This is a genomic window from Streptomyces sp. CAI-85 (assembly GCF_013363615.1).
GTDB lineage: Bacteria > Actinomycetota > Actinomycetes > Streptomycetales > Streptomycetaceae > Streptomyces > Streptomyces antibioticus_B.
This window is the reverse complement of sequence record NZ_JAANNX010000031.1, coordinates 13,129-27,300: the sequence shown is the minus strand read 5'-3', so window position 1 is coordinate 27,300 and position 14,172 is coordinate 13,129. Positions and strand designations below refer to the sequence as shown.

Here is a 14,172-nt window from a genome sequence, read left to right as displayed (position 1 = left end):
TGAAGGACTGGTCGAATCCCCTGACGCACCAGCCCTGACCTGGGAGGACTGCATGAAAGCCCTGCTGGATCGCGCCCGCTCGTTCAAACGACGGGTCGACTTCGAAAGCGGCGAATATCAGCGGCTGGCCGAAGGCCAATATCCCGAGGCATTGTTCATCACCTGCTCGGACTCCCGGGTGATTCCAGCCCTGATAACGGGCGCGCGGCCCGGCGAGATATTCGAGCTGCGCAACGCGGGAAACATCGTTCCACCGCACGGCGGCCAGGGCGCCTCGGGCGAGGCCGCCACCATCGAGTACGCGCTGGAGGTGCTCGGCGTTCAGGACATCGTGGTGTGCGGGCACTCGCACTGCGGCGCGATGGGCGCCCTCAAGTCCGGCGACGACCTGTCCGCCCTGCCCGGGGTGGACGCCTGGCTGCAACTGGCCCGCCCCCGGCTGGCATCCGTACTGGACGGGGACCTGGCGGATCCGCGCCTCCCGGACGTCTCCCAGCTCAATGTCGTCAACCAGTTGGCCGCGCTGCGGAGTTACCCGTCCGCGCGGCGCCGACTGGACACGGGACGGCTGCGGCTGCACGGCTGGTACTACGAGGTGGACACCGGCCGGGTGCAGGAGCTGGACGAGGACGGCCTGTTCCGGGTGCACGCGGCATGAGCGGGACGCATGCGCGGCACGCGCGGGGGCGGAGTGGAGCGGGTGGTCCCGGTGGTCCGGGACCGGGGCCGGGCTCAAGTCCGAGTACAGGGCGTACGTTCCGGGAGGCGGGTGGGCTGTCGTTCCCGCCGCGGCCGGCGGACGCGCCGACGGTGAGCGGCCCGCCGAGGGGGTCGGAGGGGTACGCGACGCGCGGCTGGGACGACATGGAGGTCATGGACGTCGGCTTCGCGGAGCCGGCCGGCGCCATGAAGTCCTCACCGTCGTCGTCACCGTCGTCCCGCCCGTCGAAGGCCGTCCCCAAGGGCGACCTGGCCACCGAGATCACCGCGTCCCTCGTCGTCTTCCTGGTCGCCCTCCCCCTGTGCATCGGCGTGGCCGTCGCCTCCGGTGTGCCCGCCGAACTGGGCATCATCTCGGGTGTCATCGGCGGTCTGGTGGTGGGCGCGGCCCGGGGCAGCACGCTCCAGGTGAGCGGCCCGGCCGCCGGTCTCGCCGCACTGGTCGCGGAGACCGTGCTGGAGTACGGCGTGGCCATGCTCGGGGTGATCGTGCTCTTCTCGGGTCTGCTCCAGATCGTCCTGGGCCTGGTGCGCCTGGGCCGGTTCTTCCAGGCGATCTCCCTGGCCGTCGTCCAGGGGATGCTGGCCGGGATCGGGCTGCCGCTGATGTTCAGCCAGGCGTACCCGGCGATGGACGCGAAGGCGCCCGGCACCCCGCTGGAGAACATGGCCGGTGTCCCCGGACTGCTCGCGGACACGTTCGCCGACCCGCAGGCGCTGATCGCGGCCGGCCTCGGCACGGTCACGGTCGTCCTGAGCTTCCTGTGGAAGAAGGTGCCGGGCCCGGTCCGCAAGGTCCCGGCGGCGCTGGTCGCCGTCGGCATCGGCATCGCGGTCGCCGCGCTCCCGGGCGTCGAGGTGAAGACGCTCCAGGTGGGCAATCTGCTGGCCAGCGTCGACATGCCGGGCCCGGCGCAGTTCGCGGGGCTCGCGGACGTCGGCATCATCACGGCGATCCTCACCTTCACGGTGATCGCCTCCGCGGAGTCGCTGTTCACGGCGGCCGCGGTGGACCGTATGCACGACGGGCCGCGCACCCGCTACAACCCCGAGCTGATCGCCCAGGGCGCCGGCAACACGATCGCGGGTCTGCTCGGCGCGCTGCCCATCACCGCGGTGGTGGCGCGCAGTTCGGCGAACGTCCAGGCCGGCGCGAAGACCCGGCTCTCCCGCACCCTGCACGGTCTGTGGCTGCTGGCCTTCGCGCTGCTGCTGCCCCAGGTCCTCGCCCTCATCCCGATCTCGGTCCTCGCGGGCGTGCTCGTGCACAGCGGGTGGAAGCTGTTCGCGCCGGAGGAGTTCCCCAAGATGTGGCGGCAGGACCGGGGCGAGTTCGCGGTGATGACGCTGACGACGCTGGTCATCGTGGCGACCGCCCTGCTGGAGGGTGTGCTGTTCGGACTGGCGGCGGGCATCGTGCTGGCCGCGGTGCGGATGTCGCAGACCGTGATCCGGCAGCACGTCGAGGACGACACCGCGAAGGTCGTCATGGCGGGCAACGCGACGTTCCTGCGGCTGCCGCAGGTCATCGAGTCCCTGGAGGCGGCCGCCGAGGCGGGCAGGCCGCGCATCCGGCTCGACCTCACGGGGGTGACCCACCTCGACCACGCCTGCCGCAGCCAGGTGGAGGAGTTCACCGCCCAGCAGCGCGGCAAGGGCCTACGGGTGGAGCTTCTGATGCCGGGGCCGGCGAAACGGCTGCCGACGGAGGCGGACCGGGAACCGGAGGGTGTCCCGGACGAGGCTCCCGCCCGAGCCGGAGCACGGCTCGGCCCGCTGCCCCGCCGGCCCGTGACCGTACCCGCGTCAACGGGTGCCCCGGGTCCTACGGCGGAGTGGTTCTACCTGGACACCACCCCGATGCCGGAGGACTTCGCGCAGCGGTACGCGGAGGAGTACGCGCAGGACTACGGGCCGGTGTACGGGTCCGTCTCCGGGCCCGGCTACGGGTCGGACCAGGGGCGGTCGTACGGGGAGGGCGAGGGCACCCCCGGCCCGGGCTACGACTACTTCCGCTGATCCTCCTCTCCTCCTCGGGGGGGGGCTGCGCCACCGCCGGTCACACACCGCGCATCTCCCGGTCACGGCCCGTCCATGGCTCCGCCACCCGGCACTTCTAGCGTTCGGCAGCGCACGACCCCGGCGCCGACCGTCGCCGGGCCGTTCACACACCCTCGGGAGTGAGCGTGGAACGTCGTACCTTCCTGCGCACGGCCGCGATCGGCGGCTCCGCGGCCGTCCTCGGCGGCACCCTCTGGCGCGGCGCCGCGTACGCCGCCCCGGCCCAGCCGGGCACCGGCCCGTACGGGGCACTCGGTTCACCGAACGCCAACGGCATCCGGCTGCCCGCCGGCTTCAGCAGCCGGGTCGTCGCCCGTTCCGGCCAGACGGTGCCGGGGACGTCGTACACCTGGCACAACGCCCCGGACGGCGGCGCCTGTTACGCGGACGGCACAGGCTGGATCTACGTCTCCAACTCGGAGATCAACCCGTCGGGCGGGGCGAGCGCGGTGCGGTTCTCGGCGGCGGGCGCGATCACGGGGGCGTACCGCATCCTCTCCTCCACCCGGCAGAACTGCGCGGGCGGCAGGACCCCTTGGAACACCTGGCTGTCGTGCGAGGAGGTGGACCGCGGCTATGTCTACGAGACGGATCCCTGGGGTGTGCAGGCCGCCGTCCGCCGGGACGCGCTGGGCCGTTTCAAGCACGAGGCGGCGGCCGCCGACCCGGTCCGCAAGGTGATCTACCTGACGGAGGACGAGACGAACGGCTGCTTCTACCGCTTCCGCCCGACGACTTGGGGCAATCTGTCGTCCGGCACGCTGGAGGTGCTGGTCGCCGGCGGCGGCACGAGCGGCCCGGTCACCTGGGCGACGGTCCCCGACCCGACCGGCGCCACCGCGACCCGCAACCAGGTCTCCGGCGCGAAGCACTTCAACGGCGGCGAGGGCTGCCACTACGCCGACGACACGTGCTGGTTCACGACGAAGGGCGACAACCGCGTCTGGCAGTACAACGCGGCCGCCCAGACCATCGAACTCGCCTACGACGACTCGCTGGTGACCGGCGGAGCGGCCCCGCTCACCGGCGTCGACAACGTCACGGGCTCCTCCTCCGGCGACCTGTTCGTGGCGGAGGACGGCGGCAACATGGAGATCTGCGTCATCACGCCGGACGACGTGGTCGCCCCCTTCCTGCGCGTCGACGGCCAGTCGTCCTCGGAGATCACGGGCCCGGCCTTCTCCCCCGACGGCACACGGCTGTACTTCTCCAGCCAGCGGGGGACGAGCGGGAGTTCGTCGGGCGGGATCACGTACGAGGTGACGGGCCCGTTCCGCGCGTAGTGCTTGTGATGGAGGCGGTCACAGAATGAACACATCCCCTCCACACCTGCGAAAGCCCCCATAACGTCGTCCTCCTCGCACCGACACCTCAGGGGACGACATGAGCAACCCGTACGCCACCACTCCTCCCCCCGCTCCGGGCCCGGCCGCTCCCCGCTGGGCCCGGAAGCGGTACGTCCTGCCCGCCCTGGCGCTGGCCCTGTTCATCGGCGTCGGCATAGGCGGCGACGGCGAGGACACCCCCGAACCGGCCGCGGCGAAGCCCCGCCCGACGGTGACGGTCACGGCGACGGAGACCGCCGAGCCGCCCGCCCCGGAACCTGCGACGACGGTGACGGCGACGGAAACGGTCCGCGTGACGAAGACGGTGACGGCGAAGCCGGCGGCTCGCTCGGACACGAGCGGCTCGGGCACCTCGGGAGGCTCGGGAGGCTCAGGCAGCTCGGGAGGCGCTGGTAGTTCTGCCTATTACGCGAACTGCTCGGCGGCGAGGGCGGCAGGCGCGGCCCCGCTGCACGCGGGCGACCCCGGCTACGGCCGCCACCTCGACCGCGACGGAGACGGCACGGCCTGCGAGTAACTCTCGCATCAACTCTCAGGCCAGCCGGTCGAGTTCCTCCCCGATGGCCGCGCGCAGCACGTCGTGCCGCGGCCCGAGGGCGAACTCCGGATCACCCCACCGCTCGGGCGGATACAGCCACACCGGCCGCCCCACAAGGTCCTCCGGCTCCCAGTCGAACCGCGGCCACACGTGCGCGTGCAGAAACGGATCGGTGTTCCCGAGGATCTCCAGATTGACCCGCCGAAACCCCGACTCCACCCGCCCACAGGCCCGCTCGACGGCCTCCCCCAGCCGATCCATGTCCCCCAGAAACCCCAACCGCTTCCCCCGCGACAACTCGGACAGCCGCCCCACCCCAGGCTCATCCACCAACAACACGCAGTACCCCGGCAAGAACTGCGTATCCCCCATCACAACAAACCCACTCCCCAACCGCCGCACCACAGCGGGATTCTCCCCGCGCAGAGCACTCCCGATCCGGTCTCTCTTCCATGCATCACTCATGCTCAGGACCCTACCGACGCGATCCGGCTACGCTGCGACCATGATTCGTGCAGTGGTTTTCGACGTCGGCGAGTGCCTCGTGGACGAGACGCGCGAATACGGCGCCTGGGCCGACTGGCTCGGGGTGCCGCGCCACACGTTCGCGGCGATGTTCGGCGCGGTCATCGCCCAGGGGCGCGACTACCGCGAGACGTTCCAGGAGTTCCGACCGGGCTTCGATCTGTACCCGGAGCGCGAGCGGCGGGCCGCGGCCGGGAAGCCGGAGACCTTCGGGGAGTCCGACCTGTACCCCGACGTGCGCGACACCCTCGCGACGCTGCGGGCGGACGGCCTGTGGCTCGGCATCGCCGGCAACCAGACCGTCCGCGCCGGGTCGATCCTCCGCGAACTGTTCACGGCGGACGTGGACTTGATCGCCACCTCCGACGACTGGGGAGCCAGCAAACCCGACCCGCTCTTCTTCGAACGCGTCACCGAGGCCAGCCCGTTCACCCACGACGAGATCCTCTACGTCGGCGACCGCATCGACAACGACCTCCGCCCGGCCGTCACCACCGGCATGCACACCGCCCTGATCCGCCGCGGCCCCTGGGCAACAATCCAATGGCAAAACGAGGAAGCCAAGAAACTCCCCACGTTCCGAGTGGAGAGCCTCCTCGAACTTCCCTCTCTGATAAGGGACTTCAACGAGCAATCACGCTGAAGTCCGGTCCCTTACCGACGCACCTGCCTTACACAGCGGCCATCAGTCCCGACGGATCAACTCCGGGTCGATACGCCTCCCGACCAGCGGCAGGGATCCGAGGGCGGCGATCACCACCACGCCCAGGGCGCACGCGAGCAGCAGTGGAATCCCGGCGCTGTCCCAGAAGATCGCGCCTCCGCCGGTCACCAGGTAGCTGGACTCGGCCAGTTTCCCGGTCGTCACGGCGAGCACGAGACCGAGGGCCAGAGGCAGGACGACCTGGGCGACCTGGACGGCCCGCAGTGTCCTGGGCCTGGCACCGAGGAGCGCCAACGCGGTGATCTGCGGCCGGCGTTCCACGGCCCGGTCCGTGGCTGCGACGAGGTAGGCGGCGACCCCGATGACTAGGCCCAGGACCATGCCCACGGCGAGGAGGGTCTTGATGACGGTGATCTGCTGGAGAGCCGCGGCGTCGACACCGTTCGTGTCGACCTCGATCGTGGGGTCGACATCCGCGATGCCGGCGAGCACGGAGACCACGGTCTTGGGGTCGGAGCGGCTCATGAGGGCCAAAGTCGCTTCGTCCTGGGGGCGATAGCCGACGGGGAGGGACGACGGCGGGATCAGGACCGCGCCGCTGCCGGCCAACTGCGTCAGCGAGTCATCCTGGTAGTGAACGATCCGACGCGGCGTCCGAACCGCGACGACCTTGGGCTCCCCCGCGGAGTTCCGCAGGTGCAGGGGGAATCGGCTGCCGGGTTCACCGATCTCCGCGCCTGCGCGGTCCGGAACGATCAGCCGCGCAGGCTGCCTATCGACGCAGTTCTCGACGGACGACGCCATCCTCCGCAACTCGCCGCACGTGGCGACGACGACCTCCGTGCTCGGCCGGAAGACATCGCTCTCGGGATCGCTCCACGATCGCGTCAGCACAGCGTGCCCCAGCACCCCCGGCACCTCGGTCATGGCCCGCTCGTCCTCCTGGGGAACGGCACGCAGGGACATCGTGTAGAGCTGGACCGGCGCGTTGTTCTTGGACACCTGGTCCAGTTCGATGAGTACGCCCTGGGTGAGGGAGGCGGCGAAGACCAGCAGCACCAGCCCGGTCGCCACGCGCACAGCCCCGCCCGGTTCCACCTCGTTGCGGCGCATGGCCAGGCGCAGCGGCAGCGATCCGGTGGTGCGGGCCACGTTCCGGGCCAGGAACCGGGAGAGCAACGGAAGGGACAGCACCAGCCCCGTGCCGACCAGTACGACCGCCAGTGGCATCAGGATCGAGGAAAGCGCCGTGTCCGTCGGGATGTTGCCGGTGGCGCCCGCCACGCAGTACCCGATGACGATGGCCAGCCCCGGCACCAGCGGCAGCAGACCCCACAGCCGGGGCGGCTGCTCCACGGCACTACGTCGTACGGCCAAGGGGTTGGCGGCGGCCTTCCTCGCCCCGATCCGGCCGACGAACCAGGCCAGCGCGGGACAGCCCACCAGGCAGACGAGAAGCGGGTACCCGGACAACGAGCCGTCGGCCGGGTACCACTTGAACCCGGGCAGTCCCGTCCGCGAGACCAACTGGTTGACGACCCAGTAGGCGCCCAGGCCCAGTACCGAGCCCAGGACGGCGGCGGCCACGGTCTCGGCCGCGTTGACCCGCTGGGTGCCCTTCCGGCTCAGCCCGAGCAGGCGCAGCGCGGCCAACCGCCTCATCCGGGAAGCGGCGGAGAGCCGGGCGCAGACGGAGAGGAAGACGGCCAGGGGAAGCAGCACGACGCCGGCCAGGGTGAAGCGCAGGATGCCGAGGGTGGAGGGCTCCACCGTGGGGTAGCGCGCGGATCTCCCGCCGAAGGCGGACAGATGGCCCCCGTCCCTCAACTCGTCCCGGCTTCCGCCGATGTAGGCGTACAGCTCGTCGGGGTGCGCCAGCCCCTGGGCCGAGATGAGCCCCTTCTCCTTGCCCGGCAGGAGACGAGCCAGGTCCCGGTCGCGGGCGACGAGCGTGTGCAGTCGAGGGGACACGTAGACCTCGCCTGGGCCGGGCAACCGGTCCAGGCCGGGGGGCGGGTCGATCGGCGTGTTTCCCTCGGCGACGAAGATCCGGGTCAGGGCCTCGGAGCCGTAGGGATCCACTCGTAGGAGCGCACGCCCCTCGCCGGAGGTCGAGAGACAGGCGCCGCGGCCGTTCGAGCAGTCGGGCTCACGAGCGGCTTTGCGGGCATCCTGGGCGGCCAGAATGCCGGGAATCGCCAGGACGACGGCCAGACAGCACACCCCGATCGCGCTGCCCGCCGTCATGAGCAGGAAACGCACCCGGTTACCTCGCCCGCTGCCCAGCAACAGCCGCAGGCCGAGCAGGAGTTCCCTCATGACGCCTCCCGCACCTGAGCGGTGAGGGCCCCGTCGCGCATGGTGTAGCGATGGTCCGCCCGGGCTGCCACCTGTGCGTCATGGGTGACGAGAACCACCGCGGTTCCTTGCGATCGCGCCAGGTGGAGAAACTCTTCGAGCACCGCAGTGGCATTTGCGCTGTCGAGCGAACCGGTCGGCTCGTCGGCGAACACCACGGCGGGCTTGTGCACCAACGCCCTTGCGACCGCCACACGTTGACTCTGGCCTCCCGACACCTGTGAGGGGCGCCGCTCACGCAGATCCGCCAGGCCGAGCCGACCGAGAATGTCACCGGCCACCGCCAGCGCCTCGGGCTTGCGCCGGCCGGCCAGCCAGAGCGGCAGTGCCGTGTTCTCCTCGACGGTCAACTCGGGCAGCAACTCGCCGTACTGGAACACGAAGCCGAACCGCTCACGACGGAGAGTGCTGAGTTCGTCGTCGCCGAGTGCGCCAAGTGCGCGGCCCTCGAAGCGGATCTCGCCGCGCGCCACGGGCAGCACGCCTGCCAGACAGTAGAGCAACGAGGACTTGCCGGACCCGCTCTGGCCGGTGATCGCCGCGACCTCTCCTCGCCGCAGGGAGATCTCCGCGTCCCGGACGGCCGGGGTGTCGCCGTAGAAGAGATCGACTCCCCTGGCGGACAAGACTTCTGACGTACTGATCTTGTTCCCCTATCAAGAGCACGAGCCCAGGCGCACGCGCCTGGGCTCGGATCACGGACGATCTCAGGCGTGGTCCCAGTCGTACGACAGGATCTGGAGCGGCGCGCAGTTGTCGGGGCGCAGGCTGCCCCGGTCACGGCACACCCGGAGCCGCGCGTCCCCTGTGTAGCGTTGCGCACCGTCCCAGTTGGACTTGTGCAGCAGGACGGAACGCCCCTGCTTGCCGTAGTAGCGAACCCAGTCGTGCCCCTCGATCTTGACGTCGACATAGACGTTGTGCCGGTCGTCGGGCAACGCGTCCGTGAGGAGCCCTCGCCACTCGAACGCCCCGTGGTTGACCCCAGGACGGTTGAACCGGTAGCTGGCGTCCGTGAACTCGACTCCACGGGAGAGGAGATCGGGAATCTTCGCCTTCTGCGGCGAAGCAAACGCCGCCACCGCCGCCCCGAACACCAGACTGAGCGCAGTCACGCCGAGCACTACCTTCTTCACGCCAAACCTCCGCGATGCATCAGCGGCTCCCATGGCCACCGAGTCATCACGGAATGTAACGGCACCAAAACACAGAGAAACGATCTGTCTGCCCCATCACCACCACATCAGGCGATCGACTTCCAGCCACCCCCGCCGAAAAGCACAGGGAAAAAGCACAGAGGGCGACACCCCCGCACAGGGTGTCGCCCTCGTCTTGCGTGCCGGAGCCGTCGGCGATCGGTGAGGGTCGGGGACCGGCGGCGGCTCCGGGTCAAGGGGGCGGAAGCCAACAGGGTTCCGCCCGTTCTCCGGGGTCAAGGGGGCGGGAGCCGGCAGGGTCCCGCCCGTTCAGCGCAGGGTCAGCGGTGGTCGCTGCCCTGGGACTGCGTCGCCGCTCGGCCCGCTTCGAGGCGGGCGACCGGGATGCGGAACGGGGAGCAGGAGACGTAGTCGAGGCCGACCTCGTGGAAGAAGTGGACCGACTCCGGGTCGCCGCCGTGCTCGCCGCAGACGCCGAGCTTGAGGTCGGGGCGGGTCTCGCGGCCCGCCTTGGCCGCCGCGGCGACGAGGGAGCCGACGCCGTCCTTGTCGATGGTCTCGAAGGGGGAGACTCCGAAGATGCCCTTCTCCAGGTAGGCGGTGAAGAAGGACGCCTCCACGTCGTCGCGGCTGAAGCCCCACACCGTCTGGGTGAGGTCGTTCGTGCCGAAGGAGAAGAACTCCGCCGCCTCCGCGATCTGGGCGGCGGTCAGCGCGGCGCGCGGGAGTTCGATCATCGTGCCGATCGACAGCTTGAGGGCCACGCCCGTCGCCGCCTCGACTTCGGCGATGACCTCGTCGGCCTCGTCGCGCACGATCTCCAGTTCCTGGACCGTACCGACGAGCGGGATCATGATCTCCGCGCGCGGGTCGCCCTTGGCGTTCTTGCGCTCGGCGGCCGCCTCGGCGATCGCACGGACCTGCATGGTGAACAGACCGGGGATGACCAGGCCGAGGCGTACGCCGCGCAGGCCGAGCATCGGGTTCTGCTCGTGGAGGCGGTGCACCGCCTGGAGGAGGCGCAGGTCGTTCTCGTTGGAGTCCTTGCGGGCCTCGGCGAGGGCCACCCGGACCGAGAGTTCGGTGATGTCCGGGAGGAACTCGTGCAGCGGCGGGTCGAGGAGACGGATGGTGACCGGGAGGCCGTCCATCGCCTCGAACAGCTCGACGAAGTCCTTCTTCTGGAGCGGCAGGAGCTGCTTGAGGGACTCCTCGCGCTCGGTCTCCGTGTCCGCCAGGATCAGGCGTTCCACCAGCTCGCGCCGGTCGCCGAGGAACATGTGCTCCGTGCGGCACAGGCCGATGCCCTGGGCGCCGAAGCGGCGGGCGCGCAGCGCGTCCTCGGCGTTGTCGGCGTTGGCGCGCACCCGCAGGCGGCGCTTGCGGTCGGCGAACGCCATGATGCGGTGGACGGCCTCGACCAGCTCGTCGGCGTCGTCGGCGCCGGCGTGCATGCGGCCCTCGAAGTACTCCACGACGGGGGACGGGACGACCGGGACCTCGCCCAGGTAGACCTTGCCGGAGGAGCCGTCGATCGAGATGACGTCGCCCTCCTCCACCACATGGCCGCCCGGCACCGTCATCCGGCGGCGCTTGGTGTCGACCTCCAGCTCCTCGGCGCCGCACACACAGGTCTTGCCCATGCCGCGCGCCACGACGGCCGCGTGGGAGGTCTTGCCGCCGCGGGAGGTCAGGATGCCCTCGGCCGCGATCATGCCGTCGAGGTCGTCGGGGTTGGTCTCCCGGCGGACCAGGATGACCTTCTCGCCCGAGCGGGACCACTTGACGGCGGTGTAGGAGTCGAAGACCGCCTTGCCGACGGCCGCGCCCGGCGACGCCGCGATGCCCCGGCCGACCTTCTCGACCTTCGCGTCCTCGTCGAAGCGGGGGAACATGAGCTGCGCGAGCTGGGCGCCGGTGACGCGCTGGAGCGCCTCGGTCTCGTCGATCAGGCCCTGGTCGACGAGCTGCGTGGCGATCCGGAAGGCCGCGCCCGCGGTGCGCTTGCCGACGCGAGTCTGGAGCATCCAGAGCTGGCCGCGCTCGATGGTGAACTCGATGTCGCAGAGGTCCTTGTAGTGGTTCTCCAGCGTCTCCATGATCTGGAGGAGCTGGTCGTAGGACTTCTTGTCGATCTTCTCCAGCTCGGCGAGCGGGACGGTGTTGCGGATGCCGGCGACGACGTCCTCGCCCTGGGCGTTCTGGAGGTAGTCGCCGTAGACGCCCTGGTGGCCGGAGGCGGGGTCGCGGGTGAAGGCGACGCCGGTGCCGGAGTCGGGGCCGAGGTTGCCGAAGACCATCGAGCAGATGTTGACGGCGGTGCCGAGGTCGTGCGGGATGCGCTCCTGGCGGCGGTAGAGCTTGGCGCGGTCGCCGTTCCAGGAGTCGAAGACGGCCTTGACGGCGAGGTCCATCTGCTCGCGCGGGTCCTGCGGGAAGTCCCGGCCGGCCTCGGTCTTGACGATCCGCTTGAAGCGGGTGACCAGCTTCTTGAGGTCGGCCGCCTCCAGCTCGGTGTCGACGGTGACCTTCTTGGCGGTCTTCGCGGCTTCGAGGGCGTCCTCGAAGAGTTCGCCGTCGACGCCGAGGACGGTCTTGCCGAACATCTGGATGAGACGGCGGTAGGAGTCCCAGGCGAAGCGGTCGTCGCCGGCCTGGGCGGCCAGGCCCTGGACCGACTTGTCGGAGAGGCCGATGTTGAGGACGGTGTCCATCATGCCGGGCATGGAGAACTTGGCGCCCGAGCGGACGGAGACCAGCAGCGGGTCGTCGGCCTGGCCGAGCTTCTTGCCCATGCGGCGCTCCAGCGCGTCGAGGTGCGCACTCACCTCGTCACGCAGTGCCGCCGGCTCCTCGCCGCTGTCGAGGTAGACCTTGCAGGCCTCGGTGGTGATCGTGAACCCCGGAGGGACGGGAAGGCCCAGGTTGGTCATCTCGGCGAGGTTGGCGCCCTTGCCACCGAGCAGGTCCTTGAGGTCCTTGTTGCCCTCGGTGAAGTCGTAAACGAACTTCACGCCCTCAACGCTCGTGGCCGGCTCGGCTACCTGGAGATCTTTGTTTTCCGACACGGGTCTCGACTCCTCGAGGACGCGGTGGCTGCCCTGACGGCGAGGAACATACCCAGATCGAAGGCACCTGGGTACGTCCACTTACGCGTCATGCGCCTGTAACCCGTCGTCCGCCACCGGATCGAAAGTCAAAGCTTGGCAAGCGCAGGGCCGCTGATGTTTTCACTTCTTGAAGACACAGACCGTCAAACCGCCCCTGAGCTGCTCACATGAGCAGACCAAGGGTACATCTGAGTTCGATCGATGAACGATCAAGGGGTGGCACTCAGTGCCACCCCTTGATGTTGTGCAGTCGCCCATGATCCGCTCATCTGAGCACTGCACCCCTCAGGGGTGGCGAGAATCACGCTTCTGCGAGGGCCGCGATGTCACCATGCGGACGGGTCCCGAGACAGGTCACAGCACGTCTCTCCGGAGGAAACGCGCCTGCCACACAGGGTCCCTCAGACCCCCAGGGCCAGCAACCGCTCCTCCACCCGCTCCGGCGCGTACAGGTGCTCCACCACCAGCGCGCCCGCGCCCACCAGCCCGGCCCGCTCCCCCAGCGTGGACGTCACCACGTCCAGCCGGGCCGTGGAGCGCGGCAGCGCCCGCTGGTAGAGCAGCTCGCGCACCCCGGTGAGGAACGGGGTCCCGGCCAGGTCCCCGGCGATCATCAGCACCCCGGGGTTGAGCAGCGTGACGACGGTCGCCAGCACGTCCCCGACCAGCCGGCCGGCCTCGCGGGCCAGCGCGGCCGCCTCCGGGTGCCCCGAGGCGAGCAGGTCCCGTACGTCCGAGCCGGAGGCCGCCCGCACCCCGGCCTCGGCGAGCCTGCGGGCCACCGCGCCACCGCTGGCGACGGCGGCGAGACAGCCGTACGACCCGCAGCGGCAGAGCGCCTCCGCGCCCTCGGGGATCCGGATGTGGCCGATGTCCCCGGCGCCGCCGTCGACGCCCCGGAAGATCGAGCCGTCGACCACGACCCCGGCGCCGATACCGGTGGAGACCTTGACCAGCACGAACGCCGAGCAGTCGCGGTGTCCGGTGCGCTGTTCGCCGTACGCCATGAGGTTGGCGTCGTTGTCGACCAGGACCGGGACCGTGCCCGGGCGGCCGGTGCGTTCGGCGAAGGCGCGCGCGAGCCGGCCGCGGATGTCGTAGCCGTCCCAGCCGGGCATGATCGGCGGCTGGACGACCAGGCCGGTCTCGCTGTCGACCGGGCCGGGGACGGCGAGGCCGATGCCGCAGACCTCCTCGGGGCCGTGCCCCGCCTTGACCAGCAGTTCGGCGAACCAGCCGCCCAGCTCGCCGAGCACGGTGTCCGGGCCGTCCTCGACGACCAGCGTGCCCGAGTGCTCGGCGAGTATCTCGCCGGTGAGCGTCAGGACGGCCGCGCGGGCGTGCCGGGTGTCGAGGTCGGCGGCGAGCACCACGGCGTGCGCGTCGTCGAACTCCAGCGTGATGGAGGGACGGCCGCCGAGCGGGGAGTCGACCGGGCCGCCGGCGCCCTCGCGCAGCCAGCCGGCGCGGAAGAGCCGCTCCAGGCGCTGTCCGACGGTCGCTCTGGACATGCCGGTCACCTGCTGGAGGGCGCCTCGGGTCGTCGCGCGTCCCGTGCGGACCAGTTCGAGCAGATCTCCGGCGCTGGCCTGACCGCGTCCCGTCATGCGCACCCCCTTGTGTTTCTCAAGCTTGCATTACATATTGAGTTTTGCGTGTTAAATAGACGTAACCCTACGGTAGCCGCTGCCGA

Annotated in this window: 11 protein-coding genes; 5 read left to right on the top strand and 6 right to left on the bottom strand. The window is 70.3% G+C overall.

Features of this window, described 5'->3' with window-relative positions:
* Positions 1-52 precede the first annotated feature (52 nt).
* The 4 genes from G6W55_RS25995 (at position 53) to G6W55_RS25980 (ending at position 4,644) form a co-directional block, all read left to right on the top strand.
* Positions 53-658: a carbonic anhydrase gene (locus G6W55_RS25995; RefSeq protein WP_175523240.1), complete on the top strand. Its 606-nt coding sequence runs from the start codon at positions 53-55 to the stop codon at positions 656-658.
* Positions 659-906: 248 nt separating this feature from the next.
* Positions 907-2,739 (top strand): SulP family inorganic anion transporter, encoded by a 1,833-nt coding sequence (locus G6W55_RS25990; RefSeq protein ID WP_254876451.1) that lies wholly within the window; start codon positions 907-909, stop codon positions 2,737-2,739.
* Between the two features lie 167 nt (positions 2,740-2,906).
* On the top strand, positions 2,907-4,064 hold the full coding sequence (locus G6W55_RS25985; RefSeq protein WP_175523239.1) for an alkaline phosphatase PhoX: 1,158 nt from the start codon (positions 2,907-2,909) through the stop codon (positions 4,062-4,064).
* A gap of 100 nt (positions 4,065-4,164) precedes the next feature.
* The gene (locus G6W55_RS25980) at positions 4,165-4,644 is read left to right on the top strand and encodes an excalibur calcium-binding domain-containing protein (protein ID WP_175523238.1); all 480 of its coding nucleotides are present in this window, start codon (positions 4,165-4,167) and stop codon (positions 4,642-4,644) included.
* A gap of 15 nt (positions 4,645-4,659) precedes the next feature.
* Here G6W55_RS25980 and G6W55_RS25975 read toward each other — a convergent pair whose 3' ends face one another.
* Positions 4,660-5,130: an HIT family protein gene (locus G6W55_RS25975; protein WP_175523237.1), complete on the bottom strand. Its 471-nt coding sequence runs from the start codon at positions 5,128-5,130 to the stop codon at positions 4,660-4,662.
* A 40-nt stretch (positions 5,131-5,170) separates the two neighbouring features.
* On the opposite strand from G6W55_RS25975, the gene G6W55_RS25970 reads away from it, so the two are divergent.
* A complete protein-coding gene (locus G6W55_RS25970) occupies positions 5,171-5,833 on the top strand; it encodes an HAD family hydrolase (protein WP_175523236.1) in 663 nt (220 codons plus the stop codon).
* 42 nt (positions 5,834-5,875) lie between these two features.
* On the opposite strand, the gene G6W55_RS25965 is transcribed toward G6W55_RS25970, so the two are convergent.
* The 5 genes from G6W55_RS25965 to G6W55_RS25945 form a co-directional block, all read right to left on the bottom strand.
* The gene (locus G6W55_RS25965; RefSeq protein ID WP_175523235.1) at positions 5,876-8,173 is read right to left on the bottom strand and encodes an FtsX-like permease family protein; all 2,298 of its coding nucleotides are present in this window, start codon (positions 8,171-8,173) and stop codon (positions 5,876-5,878) included.
* Positions 8,170-8,838 carry an ABC transporter ATP-binding protein gene (locus G6W55_RS25960; protein WP_217687370.1) on the bottom strand — a complete coding sequence of 223 codons (669 nt, stop codon included), beginning with the start codon at positions 8,836-8,838 and terminating at the stop codon, positions 8,170-8,172. Before G6W55_RS25960 ends, G6W55_RS25965 begins: the two co-directional genes overlap by 4 nt.
* Before the next feature lie 81 nt (positions 8,839-8,919).
* Positions 8,920-9,327 (bottom strand): hypothetical protein, encoded by a 408-nt coding sequence (locus tag G6W55_RS38970; protein ID WP_309243819.1) that lies wholly within the window; start codon positions 9,325-9,327, stop codon positions 8,920-8,922.
* A gap of 362 nt (positions 9,328-9,689) precedes the next feature.
* Entirely contained in the window at positions 9,690-12,437 is a 2,748-nt protein-coding gene (gene ppdK, locus G6W55_RS25950) for a pyruvate, phosphate dikinase (RefSeq protein WP_175523234.1), read from the bottom strand.
* 443 nt (positions 12,438-12,880) lie between these two features.
* Positions 12,881-14,086, bottom strand: coding sequence for an ROK family protein (locus G6W55_RS25945; protein ID WP_175523233.1), 1,206 nt, complete (start codon positions 14,084-14,086; stop codon positions 12,881-12,883).
* Positions 14,087-14,172: the final 86 nt, after the last annotated feature.